Source organism: Myxococcus xanthus (assembly GCF_013116825.1).
Classification (GTDB): Bacteria; Myxococcota; Myxococcia; order Myxococcales; family Myxococcaceae; genus Myxococcus; species Myxococcus xanthus_B.
The window spans coordinates 1-16,199 of record NZ_JABFNS010000049.1; the positions used below are offsets into that span (position 1 = coordinate 1).

Annotated in this window: 14 protein-coding genes; 13 read left to right on the forward strand and 1 reads right to left on the reverse strand. The window is 68.1% G+C overall.

What is annotated here, in order from left to right; genetic code table 11:
• From HNV26_RS16325 to HNV26_RS16345, 5 genes are all read left to right on the forward strand, one after another.
• Positions 1 to 352 (forward strand): DprA-like winged helix domain-containing protein (locus HNV26_RS16325; RefSeq protein ID WP_495525090.1); only part of this gene is annotated, 352 nt, incomplete at its 5' end.
• Between the two features lie 11 nt (positions 353 to 363).
• Positions 364 to 2,934, forward strand: a complete 2,571-nt coding sequence (gene topA / locus HNV26_RS16330) for a type I DNA topoisomerase (protein ID WP_171445173.1) — start codon at positions 364 to 366, stop codon at positions 2,932 to 2,934.
• Positions 2,935 to 3,094: 160 nt separating this feature from the next.
• Entirely contained in the window at positions 3,095 to 3,832 is a 738-nt protein-coding gene (locus tag HNV26_RS16335; protein ID WP_171445172.1) for a MotA/TolQ/ExbB proton channel family protein, read from the forward strand.
• Positions 3,833 to 3,851: 19 nt separating this feature from the next.
• A complete protein-coding gene (locus HNV26_RS16340; RefSeq protein ID WP_011553060.1) occupies positions 3,852 to 4,373 on the forward strand; it encodes an ExbD/TolR family protein in 522 nt (173 codons plus the stop codon).
• A gap of 3 nt (positions 4,374 to 4,376) precedes the next feature.
• Complete coding sequence (locus HNV26_RS16345; protein ID WP_171445171.1) at positions 4,377 to 4,958, forward strand: ExbD/TolR family protein; 582 nt, start codon at positions 4,377 to 4,379, stop codon at positions 4,956 to 4,958.
• Between the two features lie 42 nt (positions 4,959 to 5,000).
• Here HNV26_RS16345 and HNV26_RS16350 read toward each other — a convergent pair whose 3' ends face one another.
• Complete coding sequence (locus tag HNV26_RS16350) at positions 5,001 to 5,393, reverse strand: TraR/DksA family transcriptional regulator (RefSeq protein WP_171445170.1); 393 nt, start codon at positions 5,391 to 5,393, stop codon at positions 5,001 to 5,003.
• A gap of 271 nt (positions 5,394 to 5,664) precedes the next feature.
• On the opposite strand from HNV26_RS16350, the gene trmFO reads away from it, so the two are divergent.
• From trmFO to hslU, 8 genes are all read left to right on the forward strand, one after another.
• Complete coding sequence (trmFO, locus tag HNV26_RS16355; protein WP_171445169.1) at positions 5,665 to 7,038, forward strand: methylenetetrahydrofolate--tRNA-(uracil(54)-C(5))-methyltransferase (FADH(2)-oxidizing) TrmFO; 1,374 nt, start codon at positions 5,665 to 5,667, stop codon at positions 7,036 to 7,038.
• A complete protein-coding gene (locus tag HNV26_RS16360; protein WP_171445168.1) occupies positions 7,035 to 8,678 on the forward strand; it encodes a PD40 domain-containing protein in 1,644 nt (547 codons plus the stop codon). The genes trmFO and HNV26_RS16360 overlap by 4 nt, the downstream gene beginning before the upstream one ends.
• A 59-nt stretch (positions 8,679 to 8,737) precedes the next feature.
• Positions 8,738 to 11,002, forward strand: coding sequence for an EF-hand domain-containing protein (locus HNV26_RS38425; protein WP_253816666.1), 2,265 nt, complete (start codon positions 8,738 to 8,740; stop codon positions 11,000 to 11,002).
• A 50-nt stretch (positions 11,003 to 11,052) separates the two neighbouring features.
• Positions 11,053 to 11,955, forward strand: a complete 903-nt coding sequence (locus HNV26_RS16370) for a tyrosine recombinase XerC (RefSeq protein ID WP_171445167.1) — start codon at positions 11,053 to 11,055, stop codon at positions 11,953 to 11,955.
• A gap of 28 nt (positions 11,956 to 11,983) precedes the next feature.
• Complete coding sequence (locus tag HNV26_RS16375; protein ID WP_171445175.1) at positions 11,984 to 12,265, forward strand: hypothetical protein; 282 nt, start codon at positions 11,984 to 11,986, stop codon at positions 12,263 to 12,265.
• Positions 12,266 to 12,335: 70 nt separating this feature from the next.
• A complete protein-coding gene (locus HNV26_RS16380; RefSeq protein WP_171452829.1) occupies positions 12,336 to 14,156 on the forward strand; it encodes an SLC13 family permease in 1,821 nt (606 codons plus the stop codon).
• A gap of 70 nt (positions 14,157 to 14,226) precedes the next feature.
• Positions 14,227 to 14,754, forward strand: coding sequence for an ATP-dependent protease subunit HslV (gene hslV / locus HNV26_RS16385; RefSeq protein ID WP_011553068.1), 528 nt, complete (start codon positions 14,227 to 14,229; stop codon positions 14,752 to 14,754).
• 12 nt (positions 14,755 to 14,766) lie between these two features.
• Positions 14,767 to 16,164, forward strand: a complete 1,398-nt coding sequence (hslU, locus tag HNV26_RS16390; RefSeq protein WP_171442226.1) for an ATP-dependent protease ATPase subunit HslU — start codon at positions 14,767 to 14,769, stop codon at positions 16,162 to 16,164.
• Positions 16,165 to 16,199: the final 35 nt, after the last annotated feature.

Consider the following 16,199-nt stretch of genomic DNA (forward strand, 5'->3'; position numbering starts at 1 on the left):
GGGGCGGCCGGTGTTCGCGATGCCCGGGGACGTACGCCAGGAGGAGGCGGCCGGCTGCAACGCATTGCTGCGGGACGGGGAGGCGGCGGTTTGCCTGGGCCCGGATGATGTGTGGAGGGTGCTGAAAGTCGACCCTCAGGCGGCGGTTCCTCCTGGGACGATGGGCTCATGGGAGGACCTCTCCGCGGAAGCGAAGGGGGCCTTCGCGATGTTGGACCGGGTTCCCCGGAGCTTCGACGAGGTGCTGGTCGGCAGCACCTTCTCACCGGCGGCGCTCGCCAGCGCGCTGGTGGAGTTGGAATTGACGGGGCTGGTCATCCAGCACCCCGGAAGGCTGTACGAGAGAATCTAGGTAGGAGAGTCATGGCCACGCGGACGAAGAAGAAGGTGGAAGAGACTGAGGCGGCCGAGGAGAAGGCGCCCGCCAAGAAGGCCGCCGCCAAGAAGGCCGCCAAGAAGAAGCCTGCGGCCAAGAAGAAGACCGCCGCCAAGAAGACGGCGGCCCGCCGCCGCACCAAGAAGGGCGACGAGGACGACCTCCCCACCGTGGAAGCAGACGCGGAGGAGGAGGCCACGCCCCGTGGCAAGGGCCCACACTACCTGGTCGTCGTGGAGTCTCCCGCCAAGGCGAAGACCATCAAGAAGTACCTGGGCTCCGGCTACACGGTGAAGGCCTCGGTGGGCCACGTGAAGGACTTGCCCAAGAGCAAGATGGGCGTCGACGTGGAGCACGACTTCCAGCCCGAGTACACGGTCATCAAGGGCAAGGAGAAGGTCCTCAACGAGCTCAAGAAGATGGCGAAGTCGGCCGACCGCGTGTTCCTGGCCACGGACCCCGACCGCGAGGGCGAGGCCATTGCGTGGCACATCAAGGAGGAGCTGGCGCATCCCGACGCGCTCCGGGTGACCTTCAACGAAATCACCAAGAAGGCCATCCAGGAAGCCATCGCCCAGCCGCGCCAGCTCAACCAGGACAACTACGACTCGCAGCAGACGCGCCGCATCCTCGACCGGCTGGTGGGGTATCAAATCTCCCCGCTGCTCTGGAAGAAGGTGCGCCGTGGCCTGTCCGCCGGCCGCGTGCAGTCCGTGGCGGTGCGCCTCATCGTGGAGCGCGAGGACGAAATCAAGGCCTTCGTCCCCGTGGAGTACTGGACGCTGGACGCGCTGTTGGAGGGCCCCTCCGGGCCGCCGCCGTTCAAGGCCAAGCTGTCCAAGGTGGACGGCAAGAAGGTGGAGCTGAAGGACCGCGCCATCACGGAGGGCCTGGTCGCCGAACTCCAGACGGCCAGCTTCTCGGTGGCCAAGGTGGACCGCCGCGAGCGCCGCCGCAACGCGCCCGCGCCCTTCATCACCTCCAAGCTCCAGCAGGAGGCGGCCAACCGGCTGTCCTTCACCGCGAAGAAGACGATGACGCTGGCGCAGCGCCTCTACGAAGGCGTGCCGCTGGGTGACGAAGGCCAGACGGCGCTCATCACGTACATGCGTACGGACTCCACCCGTCTGTCCGACGACGCGGTGAAGCAGGTGCGCGAGTTCATCGACGGCAAGTACGGCAAGGACTTCCTGCCCGACGAGCCCATGGTGTACCGCAGCAAGAAGAGCGCCCAGGACGCGCACGAGGCCATCCGGCCCACGTCGCTGGAGTACCCGCCGGAGCGGGTGAAGCCCTTCTTCGAGGCCATGGGCGAGGAGGACATGTACCGCCTCTACGAGCTCATCTGGAAGCGCTTCGTCGCGTGTCAGATGAAGCCCGCCGTCTATGACCAGACCAGCGCGGACATCGCCGCGGGCCGGGCCACCTTCCGCGCCTCCGGCAGCACGCTGAAGTTCGCCGGCTACCTGGCGGTCTACGGTGCCGGCCTGACGCCGGAGGAAGAGGCGGAGAAGGAGAAGGCCAAGGCCGCCGGTGACGAGAACGCCGAGGGCGCAGACGCCGTGGGCGAATTGCCGGTGCTCAACGACGGTGACGCGCTGAACCTCCAGAAGCTGCTCCACGAGCAGCACTTCACCCAGCCGCCCCCGCGCTTCAGCGAGGCCACGCTGGTGAAGGAGCTGGAAGAGCGCGGCATCGGCCGCCCGTCCACCTACGCCGCCATTCTCTCCACCATCCAGGACAAGAAGTACGTGGAGAAGCTGGAGGGCCGCTTCCGGCCCACGGACCTGGGGAACATGACCAACGAGATGTTGGTCAAGCACTTCCCCCACGAGTTGGACGTCACCTTCACGGCGACGATGGAGGAGAAGCTCGACCAGATCTCCGAGGGCGGCGCCAACTGGAAGTCCGTGCTGCACGACTTCTACGGGCCCTTCAAGGAGACGCTCGAGAAGGCCGAAGCGGAGATGCGCGACGTCAAGCGGGAGGAGATCAAGACGGACATCCCCTGCGAGAAGTGCGGCAACCTCTTCGTCATCAAGTTCGGGAAGATGGGGCACTTCCTCGCGTGCTCGAACTACCCGGACTGCAAGAACACGAAGGACTTCAAGCGGGACGCCGAAGGCAAGATCGTCATGGTGGAGGAGGAGACCACCGACGAGGTTTGCGAGAAGTGCACCAAGCCCATGGTCATCAAGCGGGGCCGCTTCGGGCGCTTCCTGGCCTGTTCCGGCTACCCGGACTGCAAGACGTCCAAGCCCATCTCCATTGGCGTGTCGTGCCCGGAGTGCAAGGAGGGCTACCTGACGGAGCGCCGCAGTGGCCGCGGGAAGATCTTCTTCGGGTGCAACCGCTACCCGGATTGCAAGTTCGCCGCCTGGGACCGGCCGCTGGCCGAGCCGTGCCCCACCTGCGCGTCTCCCTACCTGCTCCAGAAGTTCTCCAAGCGGGACGGCCCGTACGTGGCGTGCCCCAACAAGGAGTGCGACTACCGGCGCGAAATCACCGAGCAGCCCGGGGGCCCGGGTGGGTCACCCGAAGCCTCCTCGGCTGCTTGAAAGCCCTGTAGTTACATGGGCATGGCCCGCCCTCGGCTTGACAGCCTTGGCGGGCCCGCCCTAGAAGTCCAGGCTGCTCCCTCCCCGGGAACGTCGAACGGGTGCCCGCCTCCGGATGGGCGCGCCCCGGGGGGCGGGCGTCGAAAGGACTCTGGGCGCAATGATTCCCTCGGTAAGCGAGCTGCTGCTGGATGTGACCCTCGCGGCCACGGAAGGGGGCAAGCTGGGCGTCACGGACTCCGTCATCAAGTTCTTCAAGGATGGCGGACCGTTCATGTTCGTGAACCTGTTCTGGCTGGCGTGCTCGCTGGCGGTCGCGCTGGAGCGCATCGTCACCCTGGTGTTCCGCTACAACCTCAACGCGCCGCCCTTCATGGAGCAGATTGCCAAGCTGGTGCGCAGCGGCAACCTGGACCGCGCCGTGAAGGTGTGCGCCATGGCGCCCAACGCGCCGCTGGCCAAGGTGGTCCGCGCGGGCCTGGTGAACGCCAATCGCGGTGAGATTGAGGTCTCCAAGGCGGTGGAAGAGGCCATCGTCGAGCACAGCCCGAACGTGTCCAAGCGCATCCCCTGGCTGTGGTCCCTGGCGAACATCGCCACGTTGGTGGGACTGGTGGGCACCATCTTCGGCCTCATCGGCACCTTCCAGGCGCTGGGCAACGTGCCGGCGGAGCAGAAGCAGGTGCTGCTGTCGGACGGCATCTCCAAGGCGATGAACAACACCGCCTTCGCGCTCTCCATCGCCGTCATCTGCATCATCTTCCACCTGTTCCTCACGTCGTACGCGAAGAGCATGGTGGAGGGGCTGGAGCTCAACGCGCTCAAGCTGGAGAACCTCCTGTCGCGCCGCGGTTCCGTGGACCCGGCCGCCACGGAGCTTGAGGCGCGCGCTTCGTAGAGCGCAAGGGCACGCGGCCATGGCGTTCCACTACTCCCGGCGCAAGCTGAAGGTCCGTGAGGAAGAAGAGGCGGGCGAGCTGAACATCGTCCCGTACCTCGACATCCTCATGAACCTCATCATCTTCATGCTGCTGTCCATCACCGGCCTGGCGACGTTCGGCATCATCAACGTCAACGCCCCCGCCTATGGTGCGCCGACGACGGGCATGGCCCAGGAGAACCCGGACGATGCGCCGAAGCTGACGCTGTCCGTGCTCATCTCCAAGAAGGGGCACTTCGTCAGCAGCGAGAACGCCATCCTCGGGGAGGCGGGTACGCCCACCATCCCCGTGAAGGCGGACGGCGCGCACGATTTCTCCGCGCTCAACGCGAAGATGGTGGAGATCAAGTCCGCCTTCCCCAAGGAGACGAAGGTCATCGTGGGCGCGGACCCGGACGTCCCCTATGAGACGCTGACGCAGACGCTGGACGCCATCCGTGAGACGCAGGGCCGCGAGCGCCGGCTGCTGTTCCCGGACGTCACCCTGGGAGCCATCTGAGCCATGGCCGACCCGACGACATCCGCCGTGGACACGCCCGACGCGGAGACCGTGGCGCGGCTGAGCTACCGCCGGGCCCTGGCGCGCAAGAAGCGCAAGGAGCGCGAGGCGGCGGGGGAGATCAAGGAGCTGAACATCACCGCGATGATGGACATGATGACCATCCTCCTGGTGTTCCTGCTCAAGTCCTTCGCCTCGTCATCCGCGGCGGTGACGGCGTCCGAGGACGTGCGTCCGCCCGTGTCCTCCACGCGCGCCACGCCCAAGGACACCGTGGCCGTCACGATTACCCCCAGGAACGTGCTGGTGGGTGAGCGGGAGGTCCTCCGGCTGCAGAACGGTCAGTTCCCGGCCGACACGCTCCAGGGGCGGCTGGTGCTGCCGCTGGATGCACAGCTGAAGAAGGAAGTGGAGAAGCTGAAGTACATCGCCGCGCGCAACCCGTCGGCGCCCTTCAGCGGGGAGCTGTCCGTCATCGCGGACAAGAAGATTCCCTACGACATGCTCCTCACCGTGCTCTACACGGCGGGGCAGAACGAGCTGGAGAACTACCGCTTCGTGGTGCTCCAGAAAGAGGGCGAATAGCACGCCCCCGGGGCGGCACCGGGAGCGCGCGCTCGCATCGCCTCAGAGAGACGGGCTGGCCATGGGGCCGCCGCGCGTCTCGAGTTCGTGGATGGTGGCGTCCTCCTCGCAGCGGATGGCGAAGGGCAGGGCCTCCAGGCGTTCGATGGGAATCTCGAAGCCGCAGTCCACGCACTCGCCGAACACGCCCATCTCCATGCGGCGCAGCGCCGCGTCGATGAGCATGATTTCGCGCCGCTGCGATTCCATCAGACTGGAGAGGGTGTAGTCGGCCAGCTCGGACTGGGCGTTTTCTTCGTATTCGGGGTCCCGCTCCTGGTTCTTCAGGGCGGTGAGCTCGCGGTGCGCCCCCTCGTTGGCGCTGAGGATCTCCCGGCGGCGCCGCTGCAGGAGTTCGCGGATCCGGTTCAGGTCCAGGGTTCGGCGGGTCGCCATGGCTACGGTCCTCCCAGTCTACGAGTTCAGTGGCGCTCGCCCGGATGCAGGCCGCCCCCGAGCGGCGAACGCGAGAAACGTAGGGGTGCAACCCAGGTAGGGAAACCGCGCCTTCCAGCGGGAGGCGGAGGTGGGCCGGTGGGCAGCCGGCCATGCGCGAATCCGGAGCGAGCGCGTGGAGTCGCCCACGGTTGAATCGACGCTGGGCCAGGGCGTGTCAGTCCTGCTAACAGTTGCAGGACGCCGCGCGGCGCGGGCCTGGAGGAAGCGGATGGCGGATCAGAAGCAGCGGGTGACGGTGATTGGCGGCGGCCTGGCGGGGACGGAGTGCGCCTACCAGCTCGCCCGCCGCGGGGTGCCGGTGGTGCTGCGGGAGATGAAGCCCCAGAAGCGTTCGCCCGCGCACAAGTCGGACACGCTGGCGGAGCTGGTGTGCAGCAACTCGCTGCGCTCGGACAACCCGGAGAGCGCCGTTGGCCTGCTGCACGCGGAGCTGCGCGCGCTGGGCTCGTTGGTGCTGAGCGCGGCGGACGCGAACCGGGTGCCCGCGGGGGACGCGCTGGCGGTGGAGCGTGAGCGCTTCTCCGCCGCGATTACGGAGTCCCTGCTGCGCCAGCCCGGCGTGGAGCTGGTGGCCGGCGAGGTGGAGCAACTGCCCGAGGACGGCCCGGTGGTGATTGCCACGGGACCGCTCACGTCGGACGCGCTGACGCGGGAGCTGGAGCGCCACGTGGGCACCAGGCTCTACTTCTATGATTCCATCGCGCCCATCCTGTCGGCGGACTCCATCGACATGAACGTGGCGTTCCGCCAGAGCCGCTACGGCAAGGGCGGAGGGGACGACTACCTCAACCTGCCGATGACGAAGGACGAGTACTACCGCTTCATCGCCGAGGTGAAGGCGGGGCAGAAGGTGGTGCCGCACGCTTTCGAGGAACCCAAGTACTTCGAAGGGTGTCTGCCCATTGAAGTGATGGCCGAGCGTGGCGACGACACCCTGGCCTACGGGCCCATGAAGCCGGTGGGCCTGAGGGACCCGCGCACGGGCCAGGAGCCCTACGCGGTGGTGCAGCTGCGCATGGAGGACGTGGGCGGCACGTCCTGGAACATGGTGGGCTTCCAGACGCGGCTGACGTGGGGTGAACAGAAGCGCATCTTCAGCGGCTTCATCCCCGGACTTCAGCAAGCGGAGTTCCTCCGGATGGGGCAGATCCACCGGAACACCTTCATCGACTCGCCCCGGCTGCTGGCGAAGGACTTGTCGCTGAAGACGGAGCCCCGGCTCTACTTCGCGGGGCAGATCTCCGGCGTGGAGGGCTACGTGGAGAGCGCGGCATGTGGATACCTGGTGGCGTTGGCGCTGCACGCGCGGCTGACGGGGACGGAGTTCGTTCCGCCGCCAGCCACCACGGCGATGGGCGCGCTGCTGCGGCACGTGACGGGCGAAGCGCACCCGCCGGACTACCCGCACCAGCCCTCCAACATCAGCTTCGGCATCTTTTCGCCGCTGACCGGGCGGATGAAGAAGGCGGAGAAGCGCGCGGCGTATTCGGCGCGAGCGAAGCAGGACCTGGCGGCATGGCTGCCGCATGCGGGCGTCCCGGCGGCGGGCGCCCCCGAGCACGTGGACCAGAGGAGCGCATGATGCGGATGCGGCAGGGGCGGCTGTGGACCGCGGGCCTGATGGCCTCGCTGGTGATGGCGGGCACGGGCTGCAAGCAGGGCGAAAATGGCGGCTCGGAGGCCCCGGGCGTGCGGCGCGCCAAGGCCGCCGCGGCGGCGGAGAAGCCACCTCCGCCCGGTGCCCCCGGCGCGGGGCAGGGGAAGCTCCTGGCCTCGGGCCGCGTGACGGACCTGCGCGTGACGGCGGATGGCCGCTTCGCCACGTACCTGGTCAACGGGAAGAAGCCCGCGCTGGACGGCATTCCGCCGCAGATGGTGCTGGGCGAGCTGTACGTCGTGCCCGTGGAGGGCGGCGAGCCGCGCAAGCTGGGCGAGGGCGTGACGAACGTCCCCGGCGGACAGTTGGTGGCGCCGGGCTCGAAGCACGTCCTCTTCCTCACCGGCTACAACCCGGCGACGCAGTCGGGCGCGCTGAACGTGGCGTCGCTGGATGACGCGAAGGCGGCGCCCGTCATGCTGGGCACGGCGGTCAGCTACATGCTGCCCAGCCCGGATGGGACGAAGCTGGCCTACGTGGATGGCGGCAAGCTGAAGCTGGGCGCGCTGCCGTCAGGGCCCTTCACGGACGTGGCGGGGGAGGTCAGCACCGCCCAGTTCACGCCGGACAGCAAGACGCTGCTCTTCAAGCGCCGGCTGTCCGCGGCGGGGGGCATGGCGGCCATCTCCGTGGAGACGCCGGACGCGCCGCCCGTGAAGGTGGGGGACCAGGTGGGGGACTACGAAGTCTCCCCGGATGGTCAGCGCGTGGCCTTCCAGGTGCGCAGCGAGTCGGTGCGGGGGCTGTATGACTTGTACCTGGCAGAGCTGCCGGAGCTGAAGGTGAAGCGGCTGGCGGTGGCCTCGGGTGTGTTTGCCTTTTCGCCCGACGGCAAGTGGCTGGCCCGCACGGAGAACGGCAAGCCGAACGTGCCCGGGGACTTGTACCTGGGCCCGGCGACGGGGGGCGCGGGGCGCAAGCTGGGCGTGCAGGTGGAGAAGCTGGCCTTCTCGCCGGACTCGCAGGCGGTGGGCTTCCTGGAGAAGTATGACTCGACCGCGAACGCGGGGCTGATGTCGGTGGCCGCGCTGCCGGACGGCACGACGAAGCAGGTGGGCGGCCGCGTGCCCAACTTCGTCTGGGGCTCGGACGGGCGCCATGTGGCGTTCCTCTCGCGCATCCTCAAGCCCGCGTACTCGGTGGACCTGATGCTGTACACCCTGGGGGAGGAGCGGGCGGCGAAGGTGCAGCAGGGCGTCTTTGGCTATGGCTTCACGCCGGGCAACGCGCAGGTGGTGTTCCGCTCCAACTGCATCCGCAATGGACGCTCATGTGACTTCATGGCCATGGACCTGCCCCGGCAGGCGGACCCCCGCACGTGGCTGCAGGGCATCTTCAGCTACAAGCTGTCCGAGGACGGCCAGCGGGTGCTCGTCACGTATGCCCGCATGGACTCGGACACCTACGATGTGGCGGTGTACGACGTGAAGACCCAGGCGCGGAAGACGCTGGACCAGGGCGTCCAGGTGCCGGTGTCTTTCGGGGGCAAGAACGACTCGCTGGCCGTGTACGCGATTACACAGGGCCCGAAGGCCGGCATCTACAGCGTCCCCGCGACGCTGTAGCTTTTGACTGTTGAGGTTCGTGCGATTCGCCGGGCGGTGTGCTTACTTCCTCCGCCTGCATGGCTTCGCTCATCTATCGCCGCTACGGCGGCTCGCTCCAGGTCGACATTCCCTCCTTCGATGTGCTGGTGGAGGCGATCCGCATCCCCGAAACGCAGTGGATCGCCACGGCGTGCCCGTTGGAGGGCTTGAGCTGTGATCCACGCCTGCTGACGTTGATGGACGCGGACGGCAACGGCCGCATCCGCGTGGCGGAGGTGCGCACGGCGGTGGACTGGGCCGCCAGGCAGCTCAAGGACCGGCGCGGCGCGGATGCCTCCAGTGACGTGCTGGAGTTGAACGCGCTCAGCGAGGAGGCGCGGCCCCTGCGCGGCGCGGCGGAGATGATTCTCCGGACGCTGAAGGCGACGGACGCCGGGCGCATCTCCCTGGCGCAGGTTCGCGAGAGCGAGAAGGCCCTGCGCGAGGCCGGGCAGAACGGCGATGGCATCGTCGCTCCCGAGCACCTGCCCGAGCACCTGCGGCCCCTGGCCCAGGAGCTGATGGCCAGCTTTCCCGCGCTGACGAACCGGGCAGGCAAGGCGGGCGTGGACGCGGCGCTGGTGGCGCGCTTCCGCGAGGAACGCGCGAAGCTGCGGGAGCACCGGGAGAAGCAGGGCACGGCGTTCGTCTGGGGTGACATCAGCCTGGAGACGGCCAAGCGCGTGCGCGACGTGGCGCCGCTGCTGGATGCGTACTTCGTGCAGTGCCGGCTGGTGGCCGCGCAGCCCGAAGCGGCGGCGAGCCTGCGCCTGCGCGCGGAGCGGGTGGAGGGCGCGCTGGGTGACATGGCGGCGCTGGGGAAGGCGGCGGGGGACCTGCCCATCGCGCCGCCGGATGCGTCGGGTGTGCTGGAGTGGTCCCGTCTCCTGCGCGGGCCCGCGTACGAGGTGCTGGAGGCGTTCCACACGGACGTCGCCACGCCGATGACGGGGGATTCGCAGCGGCTGTCGGACTCGGCGTGGCGGGGGCTGGCGGCGAAGGCGGATGGCGTGCTGGCGTGGCAGGCGCAGCTCGAGGCGAACCCGGTGCGCAAGCTGATGGACACGCTGCCGTCGGTTTCGGACGCGGACCTGGATGCGCTGGAGGCCGCGAGCGCGGCCGACCTCGCGCTCAAGCCCACGCTGGATGCCATCAACGAGCTCGAGCGGTTGGTGCTCTACCAGCGCTGGCTGCTGCTGTTCTCGAACAACTTCATCAGCATGCCCAACCTCTACATGCCCAAGCGGTTGGCGCTGGTGGAGAAGGGGACGCTCATCCTGGGCGGGCGCAAGTACACGCTGTCGGTGCTGGTGACGAACCGGGCCGCGCACTCCGCGCTCACCTCGCTGGGGACCACCTGCATCCTCTACGTCCAGGTGGCGCCGAAGGACGGGACGCCCGGGTATGAAGTGGCGGTGCCGGTGACGAGCGGCCGGAGCACGGAGCTTGCGGTGGGCAAGCGGGGCGTCTTCTACGACGTGGACGGCGTGGAGAGCGACGCCATCGTGACGCAGGTGGTTCGTCAGCCCGTGTCGCTGTGGGAGTCGATGACCATGCCCTTCGCGCGCATCGGCCAGTTCATCACCAGCAAGGTGGAGGGCCTGGCGTCGGCGGGCGAGAAGACGTTCGATTCGACGCTGGAGCAGGGCTACACGCACGCGACGAATGCGCCGCCGGTGGCGCCTTCTCCGGCGGCGGGCGCGGCTCCCGCTGCAGCCGCCGCAGCACCTCCAGGGGGCGGGCTCGCGGGCATCGTGGCGGCGGGCGGCCTGGCGGCCGCGGCGCTGGGTTCGTCCTTCGCGTTCATCATGACGCAGGTGAAGTCGCTGACGCTGGTGGACCTCATCTCCGCGGCGACGCTGATTGCCATTGTCGTCATGGCCCCGGCGGGGCTCCTGGGCTGGCTGAAGCTGCGCCGACGCAACCTGGCGCTGCTGTTGGAAGGCTCGGGCTGGGCGCTGAATGACCGGCTGATGCTGACGAAGGAGCTGTCCTCGCTGGTGACGCGCCGTCCGAAGCTGCCTTCGAACGCCCGGGTGGACCGCTTGGACATGGTGCGCTCGGCCCTGGTCCGGCAGCAGGAGGACGACGAGGCGGAGGGCGCGTCCGGGTGGACGAAGCTGGCCATCACGCTGGCGGTGATTTTCGTGTTGCTCTGGCAGGTCCGGATTCCGTTGCTGACCTGGTTCTGCCACGCGGGCTGGTTGTCTCAGGACACCTGCCTGGCGCTGTTGCCGTCCCAGGCGGAGCCGGCTCCGGCGGCGGCGGCAGCGCCTGCCGCGGCTCCGGCCAAGGCACCGTAGGCGCACCGCGAATCTTGCCAGGACTTCTCCGGCCCGTAGGCTCATCCTCGATGACGAGCCTGTCGCCGCTGCTGGAGAAGTTCCGCGCCCACCTGGAGGACGAGAAGGGCTCGTCCCCGCACACGGTGCGCAACTACCTCATCGACCTGGTGGACTTCGAGCGCTACCTGGTCGAGCGAATGAAGCTGTCGCTCCTGTCGGGGACGCACGCGGCGATTCGCGGCTACCTGGGCACGTTGAGCACGGACCACGCCCCGGCGAGCCGGGCGCGGCGGCTGGCGAGCATCAAGTCATTCTACAAGTACCTCGTTCGGCAGAAGCTGTTGCCCGCGAGCCCCGCGAAGCTGGTGAAGAGTCCGAAGCTGCCGAAGACGCTGCCCAAGGTGCTGCCAGTGGAGGAGGTCTTCGCCATCCTGGACATGCCTGACGTGAAGACGGTGCTCGGGCTTCGGGACAGGGCGATTCTGGAGCTGCTCTACGGCGGCGGCCTGCGTATCAGTGAGTTGTGCGGGTTGGACCTGCTGGACATCGACCGCAGCGGGCGAATCGTCCGGGTGATGGGCAAGGGGAGCAAGGAGCGGCTCGTGCCCGTGAACGCGCAGTCCATCCGGGCATTGGAGGCGTACCTCACACGGCGGGGGGAGCTGTTGGCCACGATTCGGAAGGATCAGGCGCCAGAGGCGATGTTCCTCAACTTCCGGGGAGGACGCCTGACGCCGAGGAGCATCGCGCGGCACCTGGACACGTACGTGCTGAAGTGCGCGCTGACGCGGAAGGTGAGCCCGCATGCCATGCGTCACTCCTTCGCCACGCACCTGCTGGGCGGGGGCGCGGACATCCGCAGCATCCAGGAGTTGCTGGGCCATTCGAGCCTGTCCACCACGCAGCGGTATACCCAGGTGACGTGGGAGCAGCTCCAGCAGGTCTACGACTCCGCGCATCCGCGGGCGTGACTGCATTGAGTCCAGGAGGTGCGACGTGATGCAGACCGTGGCCGCCATGGCGAACGGGCTTGCCTGGTTCCTCCTCGCACTGGGCGTGTTGACCGACGGGGCCACCGTGTTCCTGTTGGTGACGACAGCACGCAGAAAGCGGATGGCTTCGGGCGTTCCCGTGGTTGCATTGCTGTTCTACGCCCAGTTCTGCTCCATTCGTTCGGCGTTGTCCCTGTCCTGTTTTGCCCCGGTCCTCGCGGCGCTCTGCCTCGTCCATCTGGGCGTGCAGTGGGGCTTGCCGGTGCTATTGGCGCGCCAGCGGTCGTGACGTCGAGCCTGGGGCGCGGGCTGGGCGTTGGGGTAGCGAATCCCCACGTGGGGTGGCATAGCTGTTCGATGTGACCCTTCCCGCGCTCATCACCCTTGGCGTCCTCGTCGTCTCCCTGGTGCTCTTCGTGAGCGACCGGGTGCGGCTGGACATCGTGGCGTTGCTCGCGCTGCTGTCGCTCCTCCTCTTCGACATCGTTCCCGTGGAGGATGCGCTCGCGGGTTTCAGCAACCCGGTGGTCATCATGCTGGTGGGGCTCTTCGTGATTGGCGGCGCCATCACGGAGACAGGACTGGCGGGGTGGCTGGGACAGCGGCTGGGGCACCTCGCTGGGGAAGGGGAGGGGCGCACCATCGCCGTGGTGATGCTGGCCACCGCCTCGCTGTCTGCCTTCATGAGCTCCACGGGGACCGTGGCCATCCTGATGCCAGTGGTGGGAACGCTCGCCCTTCGCCGCGGAATCGCGCCTGCCCGCATCTACCTGCCCTTCGCCTTCGCCGCCCACCTGGGCAGCATGCTGACGCTCATCAGCACCCCGCCCAACCTCATCGTGAGTGGGGCGCTCCGGGACGCGGGCCATGAGCCGTTCCGCTTCTTCACCTTCTTCCCCATCGGCGTGGTCATGCTCGCCGCGGGCATGCTGTTCCTCATCTTCGCTGGCAAATACCTGCTGCCCTCGACGGCGCAGGGGCAGGTCGCGGCGCAGGCCGTGCTGTCGCCCGAGGACTTCGCCACGGAGTACGGCCTGGGGACGTTGTTGCATGCCCTCCGCGTTCCCCGTGGCTCGAAGCTCGTGGGCCGGACGCTCGGCGAAGCCAACCTGCGCTCCGCGCACGCGGTGAACGTGGTGGGCATCTCCTTGGCGGGCGCCGCGCATCCGGTGGTACCGCACCGTCCCTTCGGAGCGGACGAGGTCCTCGTCGTCCAGGGCCATGAGGAGGCCGTCGTCGCGACGGTGGAGCACTGGGGGTTGGAGCGGCTCCCGTCCCTGCAATCCCTGTCACTGCCCCCCGAGGAGTCGCTCGCGGAGGTGGTGATTCCGCGCCGCTCGGCGCTGGTGGGCCGGACGCTCCGGCAGGCGCGCTTTCGTGACCAGTTCCGGGCCACGGTGCTCGCGATTCGCCGGGGCACGGACGCGGTGGTGGATGCCTCGTCTCCCGCACTCAAGGACTTCACGCTGCGGCGCGGCGACACCCTGCTCGTGAAGGGCCGCAAGAAGCACCTGCGCAACCTGTCCGAGGCCCGAAAGGACCTCATCCTGCTCGCCGAACCTGATCCACGCACCGACCGCCTCGCGGATCCTCGGCGGGCGGCGCTCACCGTCGTCATCACCCTGGCGATGCTGACGGTGATGGCCCTGGGGCTGCTGCCCAACGTGGTCGCGGTGCTGCTCGCGGCGGTGGCCATGGTGCTCACGGGCTGCGTGCGCTCCGCGGACGTCTACCGCACGGTGAACTGGGAGAGCGTCGTGCTCATCGCCGGAATGTTCCCGCTGGCCACCGCGCTGGAGCGGACCGGCGTGACACAGTTGGCGGTGGCGGGCCTGGAGCGGCTCTTCACTGGCGCCAGCCCTCATACCGTCGTGGCGGTGCTCGCCATCGTGACGTCCACCCTGGGCTTGTTCATCTCCAACACGGCCACCGCCGTCCTCGTGGCCCCGGTGGCCCTCCGCATCGCGGAGTCCATGGAACTCCGGCCCGAGCCGCTGTTGATGGCGGTGGCCATTACCGCCTCGGCGGCGTTCGCCACGCCCATCGCGTCGCCCGTGAACACGCTGGTCATGAGCCCTGGGGGCTACCGGTTCGCCGACTATGCCCGGGTGGGCATCCCGCTCCAGGTGCTCATCGTCGCGCTGGCGGTGCTGGTGGTGCCGTGGGTGCTTCCTTTTTGAAGTCTGGGAGCAGACAGCCAGTCACTGTTCCTTGGAAACGCCGCGCCCGGCTTGTTAAACCCCGGGTCCTATGTTCCACGGCACCACCATCCTCTGCGTGCGGCGTGACGGGAAGGTCGCCATCGCCAGCGACGGCCAGGTCTCCCTCGAAAAGACCGTGATGAAGAACACGGCGAAGAAGGTCCGCCGGCTGGGCGAAGGCCAGGTGCTCGCCGGCTTCGCTGGCAGCACCGCGGACGCCTTCACGCTCTTCGAGCGCTTCGAGGCCAAGCTCAAGGAGCACCAGAAGAACATGGCCCGCGCCTGCGTGGAGCTGGGCAAGGACTGGCGCACCGACCGCTTCCTCCGCCGGCTGGAGGCGCTCCTCATCGTCGCCGACAAGGAGAAGACGTTCATCCTCTCCGGCGCGGGTGACGTGATTGAGCCCGACTACGGCATCGCCGCCGTGGGCAGTGGTGGCCCCTACGCGTTCGCCGCCGCGCGCGCCCTCATGGCGCACACGCAGATGTCTGCTCGCGACGTGGTGCACCAGTCGCTCACCATCGCGGGTGAAATCGACATCTACACCAACGCCAACATCTCCATCGAAGAGCTCTAGGAGACACACCCCGTGGCCGAATCGCGCAAGTTGTCCGCCTTCACGCCTCGCGAGGTCGTCAGCGAGCTGGACCGCTACATCGTCGGGCAGAACGCCGCCAAGCGCGCCGTCGCCATTGCCCTGCGCAACCGGTGGCGCCGCCAGCAGGTCAACGACGACCTGCGGGACGAAATCCACCCGAAGAACATCATCATGATTGGCCCCACCGGCGTGGGGAAGACGGAGATTGCCCGCCGCCTGGCGAAGCTCGCCCAGGCGCCCTTCGTCAAGGTGGAGGCCTCCAAGTTCACCGAGGTCGGCTACGTCGGCCGTGACGTCGAGTCGATGATCCGCGACCTCGTCGAGGCCGCCATCGCGCTGGTCCGCGAGGAGGAGACCGAGAAGGTCGGCCCCCGCGCGGAGGAGCTGGCCGAGGACCGCTTGATCGAGCTGATGCAGGGCGGCGGCGTGAAGTCGTCGTCCGCGACGCCGCCGTTCGGCTTCGCCCCACCGCCCCCTCCACCGGTCCAGCGGGTCAGCGACACCGCGCGCGAGAAGTTCCGCGCCCAGCTCCGCGCCGGCACCCTGGATGACGTGGAGGTGGAGGTGGAGACCGCGGAGTCGTCGCCCACCTTCATGCGGGGCTTCTCCGGCCAGGGCATGGAGGAGATTGGCGTCAACCTCCAGGACCTCTTCAAGAACATGCCGGGCATGAACAAGACGCGCCGCCGTCGGGTGCGCGTGCCCGAGGCGCTTCAGCTCCTGCGCAAGGAAGAGGCCGCCAAGCTGGTGGACCCCGACCGCGTCCAGCGCGAGGCCGTGGCCCGCGCCGAGATGAACGGCATCATCTTCATCGACGAAATCGACAAGATTGCCAGCCGCGAGGGCGGCAAGGGTGGGGGCGGCCCGGACGTGTCCCGGGAGGGCGTCCAGCGGGACATCCTCCCCATCGTCGAGGGCTCCAGCATCAACACCAAGTATGGCGTGGTGAAGACGGACCACATGCTCTTCATCGCCGCTGGCGCCTTCCACGTCTCCAAGCCCAGCGACCTCATCCCGGAGTTGCAGGGCCGCTTCCCCATCCGCGTGGAGTTGGAGCCCCTGACGGGCGAGGACCTGGTCCGAATCCTCCGGGAGCCGAAGAATTCGCTCTTGCGACAGTACACGGCCCTGCTCAGCACAGAAGGTGTGCGTCTGTCCTTCACCGACGACGCGGTGACGGAGCTGGCGCGCATCGCCCAGCAGGCCAACGAGAGTACGGCGAACATCGGCGCCCGGCGGCTGCACACCATCCTGGAGCGACTGCTGGACGAGGTGTCCTTCTCCGCCAGTGAGATGGGCCCCCGGGATTTCCAGGTGGACGCCGCCTACGTGCGTGAGCGCCTGGCCGCCATCGTCCAGGACGAGGACCTGTCGCGCTACATCCTGTAGCGCGCTATATGCGGAGGGGCACCGTACCGCACGAA